Source organism: Candidatus Acidulodesulfobacterium ferriphilum, from assembly GCA_004195035.1.
In the GTDB taxonomy this organism is placed as follows: Bacteria; SZUA-79; SZUA-79; order Acidulodesulfobacterales; family Acidulodesulfobacteraceae; genus Acidulodesulfobacterium; species Acidulodesulfobacterium ferriphilum.
Genome location: SGBD01000001.1, coordinates 87,314 through 107,074, shown reverse-complemented (window position 1 = coordinate 107,074; position 19,761 = coordinate 87,314). Strand labels below are relative to the sequence as shown.

General features: G+C 37.0%; 19 protein-coding genes and 2 tRNA genes. 14 read left to right on the top strand and 7 right to left on the bottom strand.

Annotated features, from left to right (window positions below; genetic code table 11):
- Positions 1-99: 99 nt before the first annotated feature.
- From tig to EVJ47_00530, 9 genes are all read left to right on the top strand, one after another.
- The gene (tig, locus tag EVJ47_00570) at positions 100-1,338 is read left to right on the top strand and encodes a trigger factor (protein RZD14813.1); all 1,239 of its coding nucleotides are present in this window, start codon (positions 100-102) and stop codon (positions 1,336-1,338) included.
- A gap of 66 nt (positions 1,339-1,404) precedes the next feature.
- Positions 1,405-2,004 (top strand): ATP-dependent Clp endopeptidase proteolytic subunit ClpP, encoded by a 600-nt coding sequence (gene clpP, locus EVJ47_00565; GenBank protein RZD14812.1) that lies wholly within the window; start codon positions 1,405-1,407, stop codon positions 2,002-2,004.
- 52 nt (positions 2,005-2,056) lie between these two features.
- Positions 2,057-3,385: an ATP-dependent Clp protease ATP-binding subunit ClpX gene (gene clpX / locus EVJ47_00560; protein ID RZD14811.1), complete on the top strand. Its 1,329-nt coding sequence runs from the start codon at positions 2,057-2,059 to the stop codon at positions 3,383-3,385.
- A gap of 271 nt (positions 3,386-3,656) precedes the next feature.
- The gene (locus tag EVJ47_00555; GenBank protein RZD14810.1) at positions 3,657-3,941 is read left to right on the top strand and encodes an HU family DNA-binding protein; all 285 of its coding nucleotides are present in this window, start codon (positions 3,657-3,659) and stop codon (positions 3,939-3,941) included.
- 77 nt (positions 3,942-4,018) lie between these two features.
- Positions 4,019-4,095, top strand: a tRNA-Val gene (locus tag EVJ47_00550).
- Positions 4,096-4,183: 88 nt separating this feature from the next.
- Positions 4,184-4,471, top strand: coding sequence for a DUF1640 domain-containing protein (locus EVJ47_00545; GenBank protein ID RZD14809.1), 288 nt, complete (start codon positions 4,184-4,186; stop codon positions 4,469-4,471).
- Between the two features lie 57 nt (positions 4,472-4,528).
- Positions 4,529-4,605, top strand: a tRNA-Asp gene (locus EVJ47_00540).
- Between the two features lie 275 nt (positions 4,606-4,880).
- On the top strand, positions 4,881-6,710 hold the full coding sequence (locus EVJ47_00535) for a hypothetical protein (protein ID RZD14808.1): 1,830 nt from the start codon (positions 4,881-4,883) through the stop codon (positions 6,708-6,710).
- 18 nt (positions 6,711-6,728) lie between these two features.
- Positions 6,729-8,870: a response regulator gene (locus tag EVJ47_00530; protein RZD14807.1), complete on the top strand. Its 2,142-nt coding sequence runs from the start codon at positions 6,729-6,731 to the stop codon at positions 8,868-8,870.
- Positions 8,871-9,010: 140 nt separating this feature from the next.
- Here the strand turns inward: EVJ47_00530 and EVJ47_00525 are convergent, their stop codons facing one another.
- Together EVJ47_00525 and EVJ47_00520 are read right to left on the bottom strand one after the other, a co-directional pair.
- A complete protein-coding gene (locus tag EVJ47_00525; GenBank protein RZD14806.1) occupies positions 9,011-9,313 on the bottom strand; it encodes a hypothetical protein in 303 nt (100 codons plus the stop codon).
- Positions 9,297-9,611: a toxin gene (locus EVJ47_00520; protein RZD14805.1), complete on the bottom strand. Its 315-nt coding sequence runs from the start codon at positions 9,609-9,611 to the stop codon at positions 9,297-9,299. The genes EVJ47_00525 and EVJ47_00520 overlap by 17 nt, the downstream gene beginning before the upstream one ends.
- Before the next feature lie 221 nt (positions 9,612-9,832).
- Between EVJ47_00520 and EVJ47_00515 the strand changes: the two genes are divergently transcribed.
- The 4 genes from EVJ47_00515 (at position 9,833) to EVJ47_00500 (ending at position 12,540) form a co-directional block, all read left to right on the top strand.
- Complete coding sequence (locus EVJ47_00515; GenBank protein ID RZD14804.1) at positions 9,833-10,201, top strand: response regulator; 369 nt, start codon at positions 9,833-9,835, stop codon at positions 10,199-10,201.
- Between the two features lie 241 nt (positions 10,202-10,442).
- Complete coding sequence (locus EVJ47_00510) at positions 10,443-11,996, top strand: response regulator (GenBank protein ID RZD14803.1); 1,554 nt, start codon at positions 10,443-10,445, stop codon at positions 11,994-11,996.
- A gap of 99 nt (positions 11,997-12,095) precedes the next feature.
- Positions 12,096-12,350 carry a hypothetical protein gene (locus tag EVJ47_00505; protein RZD14802.1) on the top strand — a complete coding sequence of 85 codons (255 nt, stop codon included), beginning with the start codon at positions 12,096-12,098 and terminating at the stop codon, positions 12,348-12,350.
- Positions 12,328-12,540, top strand: coding sequence for a hypothetical protein (locus tag EVJ47_00500; GenBank protein RZD14801.1), 213 nt, complete (start codon positions 12,328-12,330; stop codon positions 12,538-12,540). The genes EVJ47_00505 and EVJ47_00500 overlap by 23 nt, the downstream gene beginning before the upstream one ends.
- A gap of 121 nt (positions 12,541-12,661) precedes the next feature.
- On the opposite strand, the gene EVJ47_00495 is transcribed toward EVJ47_00500, so the two are convergent.
- The 5 genes from EVJ47_00495 to EVJ47_00475 form a co-directional block, all read right to left on the bottom strand.
- Positions 12,662-13,840: a UDP-N-acetylglucosamine 2-epimerase (non-hydrolyzing) gene (locus EVJ47_00495; protein ID RZD14800.1), complete on the bottom strand. Its 1,179-nt coding sequence runs from the start codon at positions 13,838-13,840 to the stop codon at positions 12,662-12,664.
- Positions 13,841-13,888: 48 nt separating this feature from the next.
- Positions 13,889-14,818, bottom strand: a complete 930-nt coding sequence (locus tag EVJ47_00490; protein RZD14799.1) for a hypothetical protein — start codon at positions 14,816-14,818, stop codon at positions 13,889-13,891.
- Positions 14,769-16,718, bottom strand: a complete 1,950-nt coding sequence (locus EVJ47_00485; GenBank protein RZD14798.1) for a hypothetical protein — start codon at positions 16,716-16,718, stop codon at positions 14,769-14,771. Before EVJ47_00485 ends, EVJ47_00490 begins: the two co-directional genes overlap by 50 nt.
- A 121-nt stretch (positions 16,719-16,839) precedes the next feature.
- The gene (locus tag EVJ47_00480; protein RZD14797.1) at positions 16,840-17,880 is read right to left on the bottom strand and encodes a hypothetical protein; all 1,041 of its coding nucleotides are present in this window, start codon (positions 17,878-17,880) and stop codon (positions 16,840-16,842) included.
- On the bottom strand, positions 17,877-19,160 hold the full coding sequence (locus EVJ47_00475) for a glycosyltransferase family 2 protein (GenBank protein RZD14796.1): 1,284 nt from the start codon (positions 19,158-19,160) through the stop codon (positions 17,877-17,879). Before EVJ47_00475 ends, EVJ47_00480 begins: the two co-directional genes overlap by 4 nt.
- Positions 19,161-19,364: 204 nt before the next feature.
- Here EVJ47_00475 and EVJ47_00470 point away from each other — a divergent pair, with 204 nt between their 5' ends.
- Positions 19,365-19,655: a hypothetical protein gene (locus EVJ47_00470; GenBank protein ID RZD14795.1), complete on the top strand. Its 291-nt coding sequence runs from the start codon at positions 19,365-19,367 to the stop codon at positions 19,653-19,655.
- Positions 19,656-19,761 lie beyond the last annotated feature (106 nt).

Sequence of the window (19,761 nt, the reverse complement as noted above, 5' to 3'; positions counted from 1 at the left end):
ATTTAACATAGCTTTTGATATATAATGTAACTTCTAGTGCAGGATTAAGGATTTACTTTAATTTTGCGACATATAAATTAAATTTACAAGGGGATTTTAATGGATAACGCAGTGAATGGTTTTGTTATAGAGGATGAAACCTCGGTAAAAAAAAGGGTCAATTTAAAATTAGACGACCTGAGGACGGGCGAGCTTTTAAAAAAGAAATTAGAGACAGCGGCTAAGCAGTCAAATATCAAAGGTTTCAGGCCAGGGAAAGCCCCGTTATCCATTATAAAAAAATTTTATGAGGCGGAACTTCTTGAAGAAGCGGCAGTCGAGATTTTAAATGAAGATTTTAAAAAAATATTAGCCGAAAAAGACCTTTTCGTGGTTGGAACTCCAAGAATGGAAAAAAAGGGCGATAAAGAATACACCGTATATTTTGAAGTTATGCCCTCCGTGAAAAATTTAAATTTGGATTTAAAAATTAAAGAGGTTAAGAAAAGGGATATTACGGACGAAGTTATTAAAGACGAAATTAATTTCCTGCTTGAAAGGACTGCGGATAGCGAAAAACAGGATGACTTAAGCCCCATAAACAATAGCGACAGGTATTTTGTTAAGATAGATTACATTACGGAAGATGAAGCAGGCAAAGAGATAGATAACGCAAAGGACTATTTAATAAGCCTTAATTCAAACATTATCGATAAGTCTTTTGAATCCGTTTTTATCGGCAAAAAGAAGGGCGATAACTTTGAATATGACGACAGAGAAAGAAATGTTAAGGTAAAGGGCGTTATTAAGGAAATAGATAAAAAAATACTGCCCGAACTTAATGCCGAAACGATTAAAAATTTCGGCAATTTCAAAGATGTCGATGAGTTTAAGGAATATGTCAAAAAAAGCCTTAAAGAATATGAGGATAAAAGATATAAAGAATCTATCAGGTCATTAATATCGGACGAACTTGTCAATCTTAACCCTGTCGATTTGCCCGAAAGCGTCATAGAGGAAGACGCTTTGGCAAGATTAGAGGATTTAAAAAAACAGGGCAAATATAAAGATATTGACGAAAAGCAAAAGGGCGATTTATTAAATATGCTTAAGCTTATGGCAAAACGGGAGCTGGTATTATACCTTTTGCTTTCCGAAATTTCCAAAACGGAAAATATTAAAATAGACGAAAGCGATTTTGAAGAATTTTATAAAAAAACGGCGGGAGAGTCAGGCTTGAAAGAAGACGAAGTAAAGAGCTTCTATGCTACAGGCGAGGCCCGCAATAATCTTAAACAAGCCTTGCTCGAAGATAAGATATTTGATTTTCTTACCGCAAGTAAGGTATCATATATATAGATATATGCGAATTAGCGTATAGCCTGTATAAATAAAATTTAGAAAACTTTAAGGAGAATAATAAAAATGTCACTTGTTCCGATAGTCGTCGAGCAAACACACCGAGGGGAGAGGGCTTACGATATATATTCCCGTCTTTTAAAGGATAGAATCATATTTGTCGGAGATGCGATAGACGACAACTTTGCCAATCTTATAATAGCGCAGCTGCTTTTTCTCGAATCCGAAGACCCGGAAAAAGATATAAATATTTATATCAATTCCCCCGGCGGCATTATAACCTCCGGGCTTGCAATTTACGATACTATGCAATATATAAAACCGGATGTTTCTACGCTGTGCATGGGGCAGGCGGCAAGCATGGGGGCAGTGCTTTTAGCCGCAGGCACAAAAGGAAAGAGGTTTGCCCTTCCTCATTCCCGGATTATGATACATCAGCCTGCCGGCGGATTTCAGGGGCAGGCCACGGATATCGATATACAGGCAAGGGAAATTCTCAGGATGAGGGAGGAGCTAAATCAGATTTTAGCTTTTCATACCTCTCAGCCTATAGATAAGATTCAGGTGGATACCGAGAGAGATTTTTATATGAGCGGCGCTGAGTCCGCTAAATACGGCATTATCGACAAGGTCGTGGACAAGAAAGATATTAAAAGCGTAAAATAGTTTTATCGATATTTTCCAAATATTATAAGTATAAGCAAAAGAGGTAATTAATATGGCAAGAAAAAGTAATAATAATGATAATTCGGGTAGAGAGCTTTACTGTTCCTTTTGCGGTAAATCACAGGATGAGGTCAGGAAACTGATTGCAGGACCGTCCGTTTATATTTGCGACGAGTGCATTAATCTTTGCAACGAAATTATATCGGAAGAAAGCAAGCAGCCTGCCGAGCCGGACATCAAAGCTAAAAACTATCTTTATAAGCCGGTAGAAATCAAAAATTTTTTGGATCAGTATGTAATAGGACAGGAAAGAGCAAAAAAGATCCTTTCCGTTGCCGTTTATAATCACTATAAAAGGATAGAACACAACCTTTCCGTTAAAAGTATCGGGCATAACAATGCGACTCATAATCCAAAAGATAAATATAATAGTGCGGATGTCGAGATGCAAAAAAGCAACATTTTGATAATCGGACCCACGGGCAGCGGTAAAACTCTTTTAGCTCAAACACTTGCCCGCATGCTTGATTTGCCTTTCACTATAGCCGATGCCACGACGCTTACTGAAGCAGGCTATGTAGGCGAAGATGTCGAAAGCATTCTTCTTTCCCTTTTACAAAATGCCGATTATGATATCGAAAGGGCTCAAAAGGGCATTATATATGTCGATGAAATCGATAAGATAGCAAAAAAATCGGATAATGTTTCCATAACAAGAGATGTATCGGGGGAAGGCGTTCAGCAGGCGCTTTTAAAAATAATCGAAGGAACGGTTGCAAATGTTCCTCCGAAAGGGGGCAGAAAGCATCCCCATCAAGAATTTTTAAAGATTGACACAAGCAATATCCTGTTTATATGCGGAGGCGCTTTTAACGGCTTAGACAGGATTATCGAAAGGAGGGTCCATTCTCAGCCTATAGGTTTTAACACAAGCGCCAAGCCCAATAAATCTAATAATCCTTATGAAATAATAAAACAGGTTGAAACGCAGGATTTATTAAAATTCGGGCTTATTCCCGAATTTATCGGAAGGCTTCCCGTTATAGCCACGCTTGAAGAATTGGATGAAAAAGCCCTTATAGAAATTTTAACGAAACCTAAAAACGCCTTAGTCAAGCAGTATCAAAAATTGTTTGAGTTAGAAGATGTGAATTTACGATTTACCGATTCCGCGATTAAAGAAATTACAAAAAAGGCTATAAAGTATGGTTCGGGAGCAAGAGGATTAAGAACTATCCTCGAATCTATAATGCTTGATGTTATGTACGAAATACCGACGGATCCGACAATTAAGGAATGCGTTATAAATGACGATGTAATTATAAATAATGGGTTGCCTATCCTTCTTTACGAAAAGGATGCTCATGCTAAATCTAATTGATAGGGGCTTAATGACGATTTAAGGAGTCAAACTCTTTTGTAGCGGCGGTTTGACGATGGTTGACAGGCGTGCCTGCTAATAAATTCATAGGGAAAAACAGATTATTTTTTTATAAAGTAGATAAAATATACATTTTTTTGTTGACATATATATTAAAAACATATATATATTAAGTATGTTTTATCAGAACCCTTGTAAACATTGGATATTAAGTACGGCGGTTTAAAAGTTAACCATTAAAACCTTTAAAATGTAAAGGAGGAAGTTAAGTATGACAAAAGCAGAATTAGTTGATGCAATTGCAAAGCTGTCTAAGCTTACCAAAGCTGATAGCGAGAAAGCCCTTGGCGCAACGGTTGACGCTATTATTAACGCTTTAAAAAAAGGCGATGCCGTGAGGCTTGTCGGTTTTGGCACATTTGAAGTTGCGAAAAGAGCCGCAAGAAAAGGGAGAAATCCCCAAACCGGAAAGGAGATTCAAATTAAGGCTTCTAAATCTCCAAAGTTTAAAGCCGGCAAATCTTTTAAAGAGGCTGTCAACACAGGAAAGTGGTAATTTCTGATTACGCGCAATTTTTATTTGCTGCTCTCGTTTTTAAAATTTATTAAAGGCGGGGGCAGTTGTGTTTTTATGGGCGGATAGCTCAGCAGGTTAGAGCATCGGCTTTACAAGCCGGGGGTCACAGGTTCGAACCCTGTTCCGCCTACCATTTTCGTCTGCGCACTCAGGAATATTTTTCCGTTCGCCGTTTTAATTTTCTTGACTTTTTCTTCTTAACCGTTTATTATTGTAAAACTATGGAAACCTTTATTTTTGATACGCTGGCTTACGCGGAAAAATTAACAAGCGCCGGAATGCCTGAAAAACAGGCTAAAGCTATTGCCGAGGCTCAGGCTGATATTCTGTCGAAAAGTTTATTGGATTCCGTAGCTACAAAAGCAGATTTAAAAGAACTGGAAGCAAGAATAGATATCAAGATGAATCAACTGGAAATCAGGCTTATTAAATGGTTTGCCGGATTGTTCATTGTTCAGATTGGCGTTACGGTCGGCATTGTTTTAACCGTAATTAAATTTTTGCATTAAAATATAAGCTTTAATTATCGTATCGTATCGTTTCATCTCATACTTACTTACATAAACGGGGCTGTAGTTCAGACGGTTAGAACGCCGGCCTGTCACGCCGGAGGTCGCGGGTTCGATCCCCGTCGGCCCCGCCACTTAAAACCGCAGTATTTAAGCCTTTCCTAAAGAAAATTCCTCTTGACAGACTTAGTTAAATTTGGTAAATTTTAGTTAAAATTAGTTAATTTTTAACGTAAAACCCTCACAATTTATGAATATTTTTAAGAGCGGACAAACTTACCGATGCGAGTTCATAGTCGATAAAAAGCGATGCAGGTATTCCTGCAAGACCAAAGATAAGAATATTGCAGAAGAGGCAGCTTCCGCAATGCCGGGCTTAAGTATTTAAGAATACACGAATTGTAAACAAATGAAAGAATTTAATCTAAAAAAATTTTTTAAAAAAAAGGAAAATTCTGCTTTATTGGATAGTATCATAAATCTTTCCTCCGAACCGGTTTCCGTTTTCGATAATAACGGCAATCGAATTGCCGGCGAGCCCTCTGCCGCAAAAACCTCTTTTTTCCCTATAAAAATAGACGGGGAAGAAATCGGCAGGGTTTCTGGAAAACCCGGAGCAGAAGCGGCGGCTATTATGTCGCATTTCATAAGGTCGCGGTTAGTGCAGAGGTCGCTTGCGGAAGAAATACTCCAAAAATATAAAGAATACGATTTGCTGTATAATATTAACGACCGGATGTCGTTGTGTCCTAAATCCGCGGAAATCGCAGATTTTATTATAGGCGAACTTTTAAGGCTCATACGATTCGAATATGCCTCGATAATAATTTTTAACGAGGCGGATAAAACCTTAGATATTCTTTCTTCATTCGGTAAAAATTACGACGGCGCCGGTTATAAAAAGAATATAGAAAAAATCAACATCAAGGTTTTTAAGAGCGGCAAAGGCGAAATTATCAACGAAAATATCGAAAAAGACTGGGGCGGAAGAAAAAAAGCTAAAATAATTTCCGACAGAGATGGCTATTCTTTTATGTCAATTCCTTTAAAAACAAAAGGTAAAATTATCGGACTAATAAACGTATGTTCTTTTAAAGAGGCGACGTATTATATTGCTTCGGACTTTAAAATTTTATCTACTATTGCTTCTTATGCCGCAAATTCCATAGAAATTACAAGGCTTTATAACATCGAAAAAGAACGCGCCGATAAACTTCAGAAAAAAAATAAAGAGCTTAATACGGTAAAAGATATTATAGCCAATGAAAATATAAATCTGAAGCAAAATTTAAGGCAGAAATTTTCTCCTAAAAAAATACTGGGCATAAGCGGACAGGTTAAAAATTTATTGGACAAAATAGATAAGATAGCCGATATCTCTTCCAATGTCCTTATAACTGGAGAAAGCGGAACGGGGAAAGAGCTTGCGGCCAAAGCTATTCATTACTCTAGCGCAAGGGCGGAAAAGCCTTTTGTCGCCGTTAACTGTTCTGCTATACCCGAATCTATTTTTGAAAGCGAGCTGTTCGGCATAGAAAAAGGAGTAGCTACCGGCGTCGATAAACGCAGAGGCAGGGTGCTTGACGCGGATAAAGGTACGCTTTTTCTGGATGAAATCGGCGATATGCCGTTATCGGGACAGGCTAAAGTATTGAGGATGATTCAGGATAGGGAAGTAATTCCGGTAGGGGGGTCTAAGCCGGCGCCTTTCGATGCAAGGATAATAGCCGCAACCAATAAAAATTTAAAAAAGGAAATAACGGACGGAAATTTCAGGAAAGATTTGTTTTACAGGCTGAATGTAATAAATATCGATATGCCTCCTCTCCGGGACAGAAAGGAAGACATAGCCGTTCTTGCAAATTATTTTTTAAAAAATAACGCTGTAAGATTGGAAAGGCGGAGTATGCAGTTTACCCCGGATGCAATGGATGTGCTGACAAATTACGACTGGCCGGGAAACATAAGGGAACTAGAAAATGAAATAGAAAGGGCAGTAGCATTAAACATTTCGGGAAAAATTACGTTTGAAGATTTGTCCGGCAATATCAGAAAATATAATTCACCTAACGGTAATAATAATGCCGAGGATGAACAAATGGCGAATATAGAAGAGAACGAAACTGTTTTAATCAGGAAGGCGTTGGAAAAATCGCGCTGGAATAAAACCGCCGCCGCGAAAATGCTGGGTATAACGAGGGAAGGTTTAAGAAAAAAGATGATAAGGCTCGGAGTATGAATTCTATGCATAGAAATTATGGAAAATAATAAGAATGATATCGAAAAAGAATTGGCAGATATCCTCGCATATATAAAAAAGGTCCTAAACCACGAATTCGAATCTGCGTCCGAAATCGGTTTGACAGACTCCGAACTTGTAGAATCTATTAAATCGCTTGCCTCCGGGTACATAAACTCGCTGGTAAGAATCGAAGATTACGCACGCAGTCTTGCGGAATCGGAAAATAAAGTGTCGCAGATTAAGAGAACTTACGAAGCCATGTTGAATAATTCTTCGGTCGGTATTACGCTTGTGCGGAATAGGCATTTTGTTTTAGTAAATAAAAAAATGGCCGAAATGTTCGGATATAATTCGCCGGAAGAAGTTATAGGAAAAATTTCCAGAATATGCTACCGTTCCGACCGAGATTTCGAAGAAATAGGCAAAAGCGCATACTCGACCGTAAAAGCCGGTTTGGAATATAAGGTGGAATACATAGCCAAGAGAAAAGACGGTTCGGAATTTTGGGCTCTGCTTACCGGAAAATCGGTCAGCCCGGACGAGGTCGATAACGCCGATTCGGTTTGGGTGTTTCAGGATATAGACGAGAGAAAAAGACAGGAAAGCCAGTCGTCTGTTATTGTTTCAAGCTTAGTGGATGCCTTGTTCGTCGTAAATAAGCATAAAAAAATATCGGCTTATAATTTTGCTTTTTTATCCATGTTCGGTTTTAACGAAAACGACATAGGAGACGATTTATCCCGCCTTTTTGACCCAAAAATAAATGCCTTGGTAGATAAAGTATTTCTAAATGGGGATATAAATAAAAAAAATATTTATACGGATGAAATTGGTCTCAGCGGAAACAGAATCTGCAGGGCTACGGCGTCATCGATGTATTTAGACATCGAAAGCAGCCTGTCCAAAGACGATTATGCCGCAGATGCTTTTATAGGCGTGGTCGTTACCGTAAGAGACATCACCAAGGAAAAAGAGGTAGATATGATGAAGACCGATTTCATATCCACGGTATCCCACGAATTAAGGACGCCTCTTACTTCCATTCTCGGCTTTGCGAACATCATAAGCAAGAAATTTAAAGATACAATATATCCCGCGCTTAATACAGAGGATAAAAAAACTAAGAAAACCGCAGACCAGATAGAAAGTAACTTAAATATAATAATATCCGAAGGGCGGAGGCTTACTTTCCTTATAAACGATGTCTTGGACATAGCCAAAATGGAAGCGGGCAAGATAGAATGGAAGGACGAGCGTTTTACCGCGCAATATGCGATAGAGCATGCCGTATCGGCAACCTCTTACCTTTTTCAGGCAAAAGGTCTCGGCATAATAACCGACATAGAAGACGGACTTTCCGAGATACATGCCGACAAGGACAGGTTTATCCAGGTCGTCATAAATCTTTTATCCAATGCCGTAAAGTTTACCGATAAAGGAGATATAACCGTAAGGGCAAAATCAGATAAAGATTTTGTGTTAATAAGCGTTTCGGATAACGGCATAGGCATAAGCAAAGAAAATCTAAACAAGGTATTCGAAAAGTTTAAGCAGGTCGGCGATACCCTTACCGATAAGCCTGAAGGCACCGGACTCGGACTTCCCATATGCAGGCAGATTGTGGAACATTACGGAGGAAAGATATGGGCGGAAAGCATGGAAGGCAAAGGAAGTACTTTTTATTTTACCGCTCCGCGCTATTTAGGTAAAACCGGTACGGCGCGTATAAAAGATTTTATAGAACAGCTTAAAAACTCTGCTCCTCCTGCGTTAATCTATAGCGGGGTTTCCAAAAACATATTGATAGTGGACGACGACGGGAGCATAAGAAGGCTTCTAAGGCAGGAACTCGAATATGCCGGCTATATTACCGACGAAGCCGCCGAGGGATTAGAAGCTTTAAATAAAATAAAGCATAAAAAATACGACCTTATTATATTAGACGTTATGATGCCGGGCTTAAACGGATTCGACGTAGCCAGGATTTTAAAAAACAGTCCCGATACTATGGATATTCCGATTATAATTTTATCCGTCGTCGAAGACAAAGAAACAGGATTTAAAATAGGCGTGGAAAGGTACCTTATTAAAGGGGCGGAATACCCGCAGTTATTGAACGAAGTTAACGGACTGCTGGGTAGCGGCAATTTTAAATAGCATATACCCAAATTGTCGATAGAAAATTATTCTTACGGTATTTTGGTTCGCATCAAAAATATACTTTGATAAACATAAACGGAAAATACCGCATATTCTTTGCCTGTATTTATTAATAATATTTTTATCCTATTTTTTCATTAAGTCTTGATAGTTATTTTATTCTGGGCAAATTGATGCAGAACGGACGATATAAGCGTCTGATAAGGAATGCCGGTCTCAAGGCTTTTGCGTTTTATTTTCAGGATATCTTGCTTAGAAATCCTGATGCTTATATTTGCTTTCTTTTGTATAAAGCCGGAGGCTAATTTTTTAAATCTGGCTTTTTCGCGGGACAAATTTTCAACGCTTTCATATTTATCGTTTTCGTAATCTTCCAGGATTTTTTTTTCATACTCGTCAAGGTCAATCAAGCCGGCTAACTTGCTATTTTTCTTTCTCATTTTTATTTCCTCTTAAATATTTATTTGTAGCTTTTCTACTTGGAATTACCGTCTTTAAAAAAACGATTGCACATTTGTTATTTTCAGTTAAATTATCTTCTATTTCAAAGGGAACTAAATAGGCATATTCATTAATTTCTACGACAAAAATTAGTTGGTCCGGATACTTACGTTGGTTTTTATGCCGTATAATATCGAGTAAGCCGCCTTGATTTATAGCAAGTATAATATCCTCGAAACAAACATCTCTAGTATATTTTAATAAGTTATTTTTAGCCTCATCCCATTTAAATTCCATGAGTCAATTATAATGCAATTAATATATAATGTCAATAATTTGTAGCATTGAAGCATAAAGGATTGGGCATAAAGAATTTTGCTTGACATTAGCCGCCGTATATTTTATATTAACAATATAAATAAGCTTTGTTGCTTAATTGCGGGCATATTTATGCGTGCAAAAACGTGAAGCTTTTTCAAAATTATTGTTGTATTAAATATTATTCAAGGAAAGGTACAATGCCTAAAGTTCTTATCGCCGACGACGAACCGCATATAAGGCTGCTTTTAGAACAGACCCTCGAGGACCTAGAAGACGAAGGTTTAGAAATACTCGTCGCCGAAAACGGTGCCGAAGCCCTCGAAGTTATCAGGGAAAACAAGCCGGACATGGTTTTTCTTGACGTTATGATGCCTAAGATGAACGGGTTCGAGGTATGTGCGGAAGTAAAAAACAACTTAAAAATCCAAGATATATGCATAGTCCTTCTAACCGCGAAAGGACAGGAAACCGATAAATTAAAAGGAATGGAATCTGGAGCCGATATGTATATAACCAAGCCTTTCAATCCAGACGACATCGTAAAGAAAGTCCGCGAAATTTTATAAACATTTATCCTTATATTTCCAACTTTGTGCCAACTTTATTTTCATTTTGCCAACTTTATTGCGCAATTTTAATTAAATAATTCCTTTTTCGTTTCGTGCCGGTTGGTTATGCAAGTCTACACATAGCCGTTATTTCTAACAAATCGATAAAGATAACCTAATTTTTCGTTATGGTACGTAAATTGCATATATCTTACATTAAGACTTAATTGAGATTAAATAATTTACGGAGGATTTATATATGGATAATCTGGCGACTTCTATCTACAGGGTTATTTTGGATAATTCGCTGGTCGGCATAGTTCTTCTGCAGAAAAGGCATATAATTTTGACAAACAAAAAAATGGCCGAATTGTTCGGATACGATGCGCTGGAAGAAATGCTCGGCAATACGACTAGAATACTTTACCGCTCGGAAGCCGATTTTGAAGAATCAGGCAGAATAATATATTCGGATCTTGCCAAAGGAAAAGAAACAAAACTTGAATTTATAGGAAAAAGAAAAGACGGCTCTGAGTTCTGGTGCCTCTTGACGGGAAAATCGGTCAACCCCGGCGAGGCAAGCGGCGCCGATTCGGTCTGGATTTGTCAGGACATCACCAAGGAAAAAGAGGTAGATATGATGAAGACCGATTTCATATCCACGGTATCCCACGAATTAAGGACGCCTCTTACTTCCATTCTCGGCTTTGCGAACATCATAAGCAAGAAATTTAAAGATACAATATATCCCGCGCTTAATACAGAGGATAAAAAAACTAAGAAAACCGCAGACCAGATAGAAAGTAACTTAAATATAATAATATCCGAAGGGCGGAGGCTTACTTTCCTTATAAACGATGTCTTGGACATAGCCAAAATGGAAGCGGGCAAGATAGAATGGAAGGACGAGCGTTTTACCGCGCAATATGCGATAGAGCATGCCGTATCGGCAACCTCTTACCTTTTTCAGGCAAAAGGTCTCGGCATAATAACCGACATAGAAGACGGACTTTCCGAGATACATGCCGACAAGGACAGGTTTATCCAGGTCGTCATAAATCTTTTATCCAATGCCGTAAAGTTTACCGATAAAGGAGATATAACCGTAAGGGCAAAATCAGATAAAGATTTTGTGTTAATAAGCGTTTCGGATAACGGCATAGGCATAAGCAAAGAAAATCTAAACAAGGTATTCGAAAAGTTTAAGCAGGTCGGCGATACCCTTACCGATAAGCCTGAAGGCACCGGACTCGGACTTCCCATATGCAGGCAGATTGTGGAACATTACGGAGGAAAGATATGGGCGGAAAGCATGGAAGGCAAAGGAAGTACTTTTTATTTTACCGCTCCGCGCTATTTAGGTAAAACCGGTACGGCGCGTATAAAAGATTTTATAGAACAGCTTAAAAACTCTGCTCCTCCTGCGTTAATCTATAGCGGGGTTTCCAAAAACATATTGATAGTGGACGACGACGGGAGCATAAGAAGGCTTCTAAGGCAGGAACTCGAATATGCCGGCTATATTACCGACGAAGCCGCCGAGGGATTAGAAGCTTTAAATAAAATAAAGCATAAAAAATACGACCTTATTATATTAGACGTTATGATGCCGGGCTTAAACGGATTCGACGTAGCCAGGATTTTAAAAAACAGTCCCGATACTATGGATATTCCGATTATAATTTTATCCGTCGTCGAAGACAAAGAAACAGGATTTAAAATAGGCGTGGAAAGGTACCTTATTAAAGGGGCGGAATACCCGCAGTTATTGAACGAAGTTAACGGACTGCTGGGTAGCGAAACCCAAAACTAAATATAAAAGGAAATGCGAAAAGGCGGCGGCAAAACAGGTTCTATATAATTAATATTATTTATAAAAATATAATTCTTTTTAAGAGTGGAGATGATTTAAATGGTTAAAAAATTAATGTATTTTACGGGAATTAGTTTTTTTGTTTATCTCTTCGGGTTTATTTTGCTGTATATATTTTTGAAGAGTTTTACCCTAAATCATTTTCTGCCGGTTTTTACAGTATTTTCGCTATTTTTCGCCGCCGTAAACTCGGTTTATTTTTATCTCAACCTGTTTAAGCATGTTAAAGAATTAGACGACGAATTTAAAAATATATCGGGGGCAGACAAATATGATTTTACCAATACGAGATAGGCAATACCACGGAAGAAATGAAAGAAATCAGAAACAATTTCGAAGCGATAGTATCCGTTATGAACGATTCCGCAAAGTCGGAGCGCATATCGAAAAAGTTGCGAGACTTGCGGAGGACGGGGTAAGAGAAATAGTTAGCACAATCGAAGATTATATTAAAAGCGGCGATATTTCGTCTTCCGACCTCTGAGACAGAAATTATATTCCCGTAGCAAACACTAATCCCCAGAAATACAAAACAAAATTTACCGATTTTGTAAAAAGGCGGATTCAGCCGATAGAAGATAAATACCTTGGAATAAACCACAGTTTCAAAATCGCTGGATTAAAGATACATGTTGGGGCTTCAAAAAAGATTTTTCCAATATGCAATTATGTTTTTCTTTTAAAATACTGATTATTTTTTCTGAAGATTTACCGTCTCCATATATATTAACCTGCCTTCCCATTTTTCTATATCTTAATTTATTGTCAAGCAAGTCAACAGTTTCTTCCACTATTATATCTTTATGAGCACCGGAAAGCACCGATACGCCGGCTTCTACGGCTTCGATACGTTCCGTTGAATCCCTCATGACGATAACCGGTTTTCCTAAAAAAGGCGCCTCTTCCTGTATGCCGCCGCTATCCGTCAGCACTAAAAACGATTTATTCATAAGCCATATTAAATATTGATACTCCAAGGGTTCCATTAAAAATACGCCTGCAACGTTTTTCAATGCATCATATACCGGACCGCTTACATTAGGATTAAGATGAACCGGATATACTATTTGAATATCTTTGCGCTGGATTGCTATTTCTTTTAAGGCTTCGCATATATTCTCAATCCCTTTTCCGAAACTTTCCCTTCTGTGCCCCGTTACCAAAATTATTTTTTTAGAAAAATCTAAAAAATTAAAAAACTCCTTATATATTTTATCACCTTTTTCTCTTATTAAATCAAGGCCTAACAATAGGGCATCTATGGCGGTATTGCCGACTATATAAACGTTGTCTTTTATCCCCTCGTCGAATAAATTATCGCTTGCTTTTTTAGTTGGCGCAAAATGGTAATTTGCGATTTGGCTTATTAATATCCTGTTCATCTCTTCCGGAAATGGAGAATATTTATCATGGCTTCTTAAACCGGCTTCTAAATGAATTACCCTTATTTTTTTATAAAATCCGGCTATCGCTCCGATAAACGCTGTTGTAGTATCTCCCTGAACAATTATAAAGTCCGGTTTTTCATTTTCTATTAAAGGTTCGATAGCTTTTAAAATATCCGCGCTTATATTAAAAAGCGATTGATTGGGTTTCATCAATTCAAAATCATGGTCTATTTTTATATTAAAAAAGTTTATAACTTGTTCAAGCATTTGTTTATGCTGTCCGGTTATGCATACTTTTACATCGAAACAATCGTCTTCTTTTGATTTGAGTATTAGCGGTGCTAATTTAATAGCTTCGGGACGGGTGCCTAAAATAAATAATAATTTTGTTGGCAATTAATCCTCCTTTAATATATCTTTGATATATTATTTATAAAATTTTATTTATTTATTTATTTTTTCTTTGGTTAAAAAATATAAGGCCTTCTGTTCGGCAGGAAACGGTCCTGTTTTTTTCCTATAAATAGATTTAAACTTATTCCACAAAAATTTTGCCGATACGGTAGATTGATCCGTAATGCCGTATAAAATGGGAAATAATTGGGCAAGCGCATCGGGATAATAAACTAACCAGTTCGAATAACGTTTCCTGCCTTTTATAATAGCCCAGTCAAAGTTATTTCTGCGGCGGTTATAAAGATTTTTTATGATAGCCGCTTTTATTGATTTTTTTAGTTTTTCGTAATAATTAAATTCTTTACCGGATTTTTCCCCTGTTATTTCCAAAAGGCCAAGATATGCTTTCACGCCTCCGTAATCTTCGCAGTTATCCATAAGGTATTCTTCGTCTTTATCCGGCAAAGCTTTTATAAGTCCGTTGTTAGAGGTCTGCAAATAAGGGATAATATAAGCGACATCTTTTAATTTTGACGATATGTATTTAAGCATCTTGATATCTTTGGTTTTTTTATAATATTTATAAACCGCCATAATATAAGTTGCGGCATAACTGTCCGCCGAATCGTAAGTATTTGCAGGTCTTTCAATGCATCCCGATTTAGATATAATATAATCGTACATTGTTCCTGTAAGACCAAATTTATCGGGATAGTTAAGATGTTTAAAGTACCATAGTATATAGTCTTTTATAATTCCGGTATTTTTATTTTTTTTTAGGAAATATAACGCTATTACATTGTCGGTGTATGGATCAATATAATATTTTTTGTTGCTTTTTATTTTTACATTATAAAACCTGCTCCATAACGTCAAAGCAGGGTTATTGCAGGAGGCGGCTGCCGCACGCCCGGAAACTAAACCCAAATTAAGAACCGTCAGTGCCGCTAATATGCCTAAAATGAACAATATCTTCATTTAAATCTCCCGTAAAAGCTAAATAATAATAATTCTTTCCTTCGTCAATTTTATAAGCGTTACTGTCGGCCGGTTTTCTAACTAAATTCTTCGGTAGGGCAACCGTAATTCCTTTTAGTCCTTCCTTGTTTTTTATGAATAAAGTAATAGAGCCGTTCTTTGAGGACATAAAAGAATATTTGGTTTTTAAAAATCTCAATATAAACTTGGCAAAATAGGCCATAGGTCTGACAATCAGCTTGCCTTCATTTTGCTTTTTTTCTATATAATCGGTAAAAGCCTTCATATCTTTCAAGTAATGATACATATGTATATCGTAAGGATGTGAATACCATAGCCTGATATCTTTATTTCTAATGCAGTGATTTACTAAGCCTTTCTGCCAGTTTAATACTTCCGCATTTGACATATGGCCGTAGCGCCTTAATTCATAAAGAGATGCTATATTTCCGTCTATCGATACCGGAAACGCTATAACTTTACGGGAAACCATCTTGCCGTTCCAGAAAACCCTCGTTGGTCCGGAACCAATGCTTCCAGTGTAATAATTTGCTATCATTCTTAACTTCGATAAGATTTCGGTCGATACCGGCTGAGGAAAAACTCCTTGAGCGGGCATATATTCTGTTATCTTATAACCGGATATGCTTTGTAAACAATTATTGTTTTTTTTGATAAGATGATACATCTGCTTTTCGCCAAATTTTCCGCTTAAAACACGCTTATACCAATAGTTATGTGTCCACCCGCCGTCCGTGCCTATTGTTCCGTAGGGTAATAACATCTTAATATAAGGCCTATTTTTCCCGCACGCGCCTACGCCTCTTCCATCCCCGGGGCGATCTTCGAAACTTCCTGCCGATATATCAAACGAATATTTCAGGTTTTTTCTAAGAATACGGTTTTTTATCATATATGGAATGCTTTTGCTGACAAGATAGTTTTCTATATGCCAGTTTACGATCAATCCGCCTTTTCCGTAAGGCGTGTAAACCAAGTGAGGCATCTTTACTATCTTAAACAGGAATGTCCTGATAAAAGCCCGCATTAAAGATCCATTTGAGGCATATGCTTTCAGATAGCCTAGTTGCATATCAATATATAAAATATGTCCTCTGCCATATTTTTTTAAAACAATTGCGGGGAATTTTTTTATGTTGTTTTTTGTGATATATGTATCGTTTATTTGCCGGTAAGAAGGAAATTTAAGCGTTTTTTTATCGTTGCGTTCTATACCGTAAGCATATATGTTTTTAGCCTTTAACCTTGGTCCTGCCGCGGTATACGCCACAGGGAAATAGAGCGGCCCGTACATATACCCGCTCAGAAAATTGTCCATTGTATTTCCTTCCAATATATTAAAAAAATTAATACTATCCATATTCTTAAATCTTAACAAAGAAACTACATATGACTTACCCCTCATTTTGCCGTATAGCTCATAATTCAAACCGATAATCTTTGAGAACAGACCCTTTTTTAGATATAGGCCTTCTTTGGTTTTTATTCCTGCATTAAAAATAACTGCGACATTTCCGCCATTTTTTAAATAGTTCTCTACCCAAAATTCCATTGAGGAAGGGAGTTCTTCGTCTGCCGCATCCGGAAATATAACCGCAGGCATATTTTTACTTAATGAAAGCGGGTCGAAAGATATGAGGTCGGAATAACTTATCGTCCTGCAAGGAACTCCTTCTATTTTTAAAGCGCTCTTATAAGCGGATAAAATAGATAAATCGTATGCATTTTTGGACTTGTTGCCATATACCAAAAAGACCTTTATATTCTTATCCGTGGAAAAGATTTTGTATTTTTCAACCCGATTATAGCCGTAATAAATGATGGGCGCCGCGATCAATATCGTTAAAATGAAGATTAATATAACAGTTATCTTTTTCATTCCTTTTTCCTCTGCTCAAAACAATTTTAAAAGTATTTTTTCGACTACCGCCGCATATTTATATCCTGTTATATCCTGCACGGTAATAATTTAATTTTTTGGCAAACAAGCAAGCAGATAACTACACGACGGTCCCTATCCCTTCCGTAAGAACAAAACCGTAAATCGTAACATTATTGCCAAGGTTCAATTTCTTTTTTGCTATTACCGACTTTAGTTTATTAATATCTCCTACATCCACGCCTTCCAGGTAAACCTCTTCCTGGGAAAATATGTTCCCGCCGACTTTTATATTGCCCGCCATTGTTATTATGCTATCGGATATTATATTTCCTAAAATATTAACATTTTTTAAAGTTTTTATAGTTATATTTCCGCTTGCCTTTATATCCCCATTAATGGTGAATTCGCTATTTATATCAAGGTTCCCGTTTATTATAAGGTTCCCGTTTATCAAGACAGGTTCATCGTATCTCATGTCCTCATTTATTATTTCATTTAAAGTAGTTGAAATGGACGCGTTGTTAATGTCAAACCTTCCGTTGTCCGCTAAGCCGTGATCAACGGAGGATGGGTCTTTCAACGTTAAAATGGGATTGCCGAGAAGCCGTCTGAATTTACAGCCTTTAGACAATTGAAACTCTTCTCCGCAAGTGGCGCTTATTCCAAGATAAGTGTTTTCACAGGCTCTAATTCTGCCGTTAGCATCAAGCCACCTCATTATTTTTGAGTTATCGTCTATTTCTACATCTTTAGTTACCGCTGCCGCACGAATAATGCTATTATTTCCGAACGACGCATTGCCTTCCACGAAAATTTCTTTATTAAAATTATCAGCGTGTCCGGTAATTAAATTGCCGGATATTAACAGAATGCGGTCTAAATTTTTTTTATCGGAATTAAAATCGGAGTATATCATTTCGATTTTTTCTAAACCGGAAGATAATTTTATTTCCGCCGTACCTTTTTGAAACCCCGCTTTTTTAAGCGAATCTTTCAAGATTTTCTTGAACGACCTGCCAAAATACCGTGCGTCTCTGGAGTAGTCCATTTTTACGGGCAGAGGTTTATTGTCCAACGGCGCTAAAAGCTCTATAATGCCGGGAAGAAAAGGTAAAAAGATAAAAAACGCAAATATTAAAATTAATATGATAAAATTCATTTTGCTGCCGCCTCCTGCACCGATGGCTCTTTTCTGTAGCGTTTTGTTTTATGCCATGTAACTTTTCTTAAGCTTATAACATCGATAACCGATTCTATAAAACCCTGCGAGATAAACCACACATTAAAAACAAAAATAAAAAAGAAAAAAGGCAATAGGCGCATTCTGTATGAGGTTCTATCTAAAAAAGCGCCGATTCCTATCTCGTAAAAAGGAGCAAAGCTTCCAAAAGTTACATACCCGCCTACTAATAAATATATAATTGCATAGTTTGTTATATTCATTTCGCCCATAAAAAATAATACGATAGAATCTAATATACCCAATAAAAAAATAACCGGAATAAAATATACGAAAAGCAAAAGAACCCCGTCTAACTTTTGATAAAAATTCAAATGTTTTGTTGTTATAACCGGTATAAGATATTTAAACATAACCCTGTTATGCCCCCTTGACCACCTTTTAATCTGATTTGCCCTTGTCCTCCATTCCTCCGGCGCTTCTTCATAACATTCCAAACGATTGGCGTAAGCTACATCCCATCCCTTAATAAATAAATTAAATGTAAGCTCAGTGTCTTCCGCAAGAATTTTTTCGTCAAATCCGCCTATAGAAATTACTAATTCTCTTCTGAAACCTCCTACGGTTCCGCCGTATTGCGGGATAAGACCAAGATTATACCTTGCCTGCTGGTCCACCTGGTAACCGCCTGTTCTCTCCAAATCGAGCATGCGGGTAAGCAAATTTTTGCCGGTATTGATAAGCATCACCCTCCCCATTACACCGCAGACTTTAGGGTCTTTAAAAGCGGCCGTTAAATCCTTTAATAAGCCTTTCCCTGGAAGATAATCCGCATCAAAAACCAGTATTATTTCACCCTTTGCTATATTCAATGCTTCGTTAATGGCCGGCACCTTACCCCTATTTTCGCTTTCCCTGTGAATCGGCTTTATAAATGGATATTTTAAAGCGTAAGAATCGATTATTTCTTTTGTTTTATCGGTAGAGCGGTCATCTATAGGTATTATCTCTATTTTTGACATAGGATAATCCGATTTTATTAATAGATCTAATATATGGGATGCCGTCTTTTCCTCGTTATACATAGGAATCATAACGGATATCATCGTAAATTCGGAATCTATTATATCCTGATAATACATCTTTTGTTCGCCGAACACCCTGTTAAACGTAAAAAAGTTATGCCTTAATGCATAAATCACCATAACAAATATCACAAATAACATATAAATTTTTAACGCAATAATTAGTACAACCATTGTCCTTCTCCTGCATAGTTTTTATTTTTTTCTGCTACCGTACTAAAATAATAAGAATAGATGCCTACTATATATAAAAAATCAACTAATGGACCAAAAGCAAAAAAAAGCGCCGCCATAAATACAAAAGAAAATTTTTGCAGTATATATAAAAATAAAATATACCGAATAACGCCAAATATCACGGAATAAATTAATACGGCAATGGAAACTAAAAATTTTATGAAAAAATTGGACGGTAAAGGAACTAATGCCATCGCAAGAATAACAGGTATAAAAAACCATATTGCCACTTCAGTTTTTATGTATAAATCTGAAAATGTCGTAAGGTCATATGGAAATTTGAACGGGACAAGGACAAAAAACGCCGAAGATATCGCGTTTATTAATAATATATACATTAAATATAAAAAAACCGGCTTAAAAATATGCGTCTTTATAAAAAGAAACATAATTAAGAGAGCTAAAATAGAAAATAAAAAAAACACTAAATAAAATAGCGGCGAATGAAAGAGCGAATACATAGAAACTATATATAAGCTTGAGAAAATATAATGGCTTTTTAATATCCCAATTTTTCCATTGATAAAGTATTTGGAAA

Bases quoted from the DNA above. Each gene is read 5' to 3' on its own strand.
- tig (RZD14813.1), top strand. From the start codon at position 100: ATGGATAACGCAGTGAATGGTTTTGTTATAGAGGATGAAACCTCGGTA.
- clpP (RZD14812.1), top strand. From the start codon at position 1,405: ATGTCACTTGTTCCGATAGTCGTCGAGCAAACACACCGAGGGGAGAGG.
- clpX (RZD14811.1), top strand. From the start codon at position 2,057: ATGGCAAGAAAAAGTAATAATAATGATAATTCGGGTAGAGAGCTTTAC.
- EVJ47_00555 (RZD14810.1), top strand. From the start codon at position 3,657: ATGACAAAAGCAGAATTAGTTGATGCAATTGCAAAGCTGTCTAAGCTT.
- EVJ47_00545 (RZD14809.1), top strand. From the start codon at position 4,184: ATGGAAACCTTTATTTTTGATACGCTGGCTTACGCGGAAAAATTAACA.
- EVJ47_00535 (RZD14808.1), top strand. From the start codon at position 4,881: ATGAAAGAATTTAATCTAAAAAAATTTTTTAAAAAAAAGGAAAATTCT.
- EVJ47_00530 (RZD14807.1), top strand. From the start codon at position 6,729: ATGGAAAATAATAAGAATGATATCGAAAAAGAATTGGCAGATATCCTC.
- EVJ47_00525 (RZD14806.1), bottom strand. From the start codon at position 9,313: ATGAGAAAGAAAAATAGCAAGTTAGCCGGCTTGATTGACCTTGACGAG.
- EVJ47_00520 (RZD14805.1), bottom strand. From the start codon at position 9,611: ATGGAATTTAAATGGGATGAGGCTAAAAATAACTTATTAAAATATACT.
- EVJ47_00515 (RZD14804.1), top strand. From the start codon at position 9,833: ATGCCTAAAGTTCTTATCGCCGACGACGAACCGCATATAAGGCTGCTT.
- EVJ47_00510 (RZD14803.1), top strand. From the start codon at position 10,443: ATGGATAATCTGGCGACTTCTATCTACAGGGTTATTTTGGATAATTCG.
- EVJ47_00505 (RZD14802.1), top strand. From the start codon at position 12,096: ATGGTTAAAAAATTAATGTATTTTACGGGAATTAGTTTTTTTGTTTAT.
- EVJ47_00500 (RZD14801.1), top strand. From the start codon at position 12,328: ATGATTTTACCAATACGAGATAGGCAATACCACGGAAGAAATGAAAGA.
- EVJ47_00490 (RZD14799.1), bottom strand. From the start codon at position 14,818: ATGAAGATATTGTTCATTTTAGGCATATTAGCGGCACTGACGGTTCTT.
- EVJ47_00485 (RZD14798.1), bottom strand. From the start codon at position 16,718: ATGAAAAAGATAACTGTTATATTAATCTTCATTTTAACGATATTGATC.
- EVJ47_00480 (RZD14797.1), bottom strand. From the start codon at position 17,880: ATGAATTTTATCATATTAATTTTAATATTTGCGTTTTTTATCTTTTTA.
- EVJ47_00475 (RZD14796.1), bottom strand. From the start codon at position 19,160: ATGGTTGTACTAATTATTGCGTTAAAAATTTATATGTTATTTGTGATA.
- EVJ47_00470 (RZD14795.1), top strand. From the start codon at position 19,365: ATGGAAACTAAAAATTTTATGAAAAAATTGGACGGTAAAGGAACTAAT.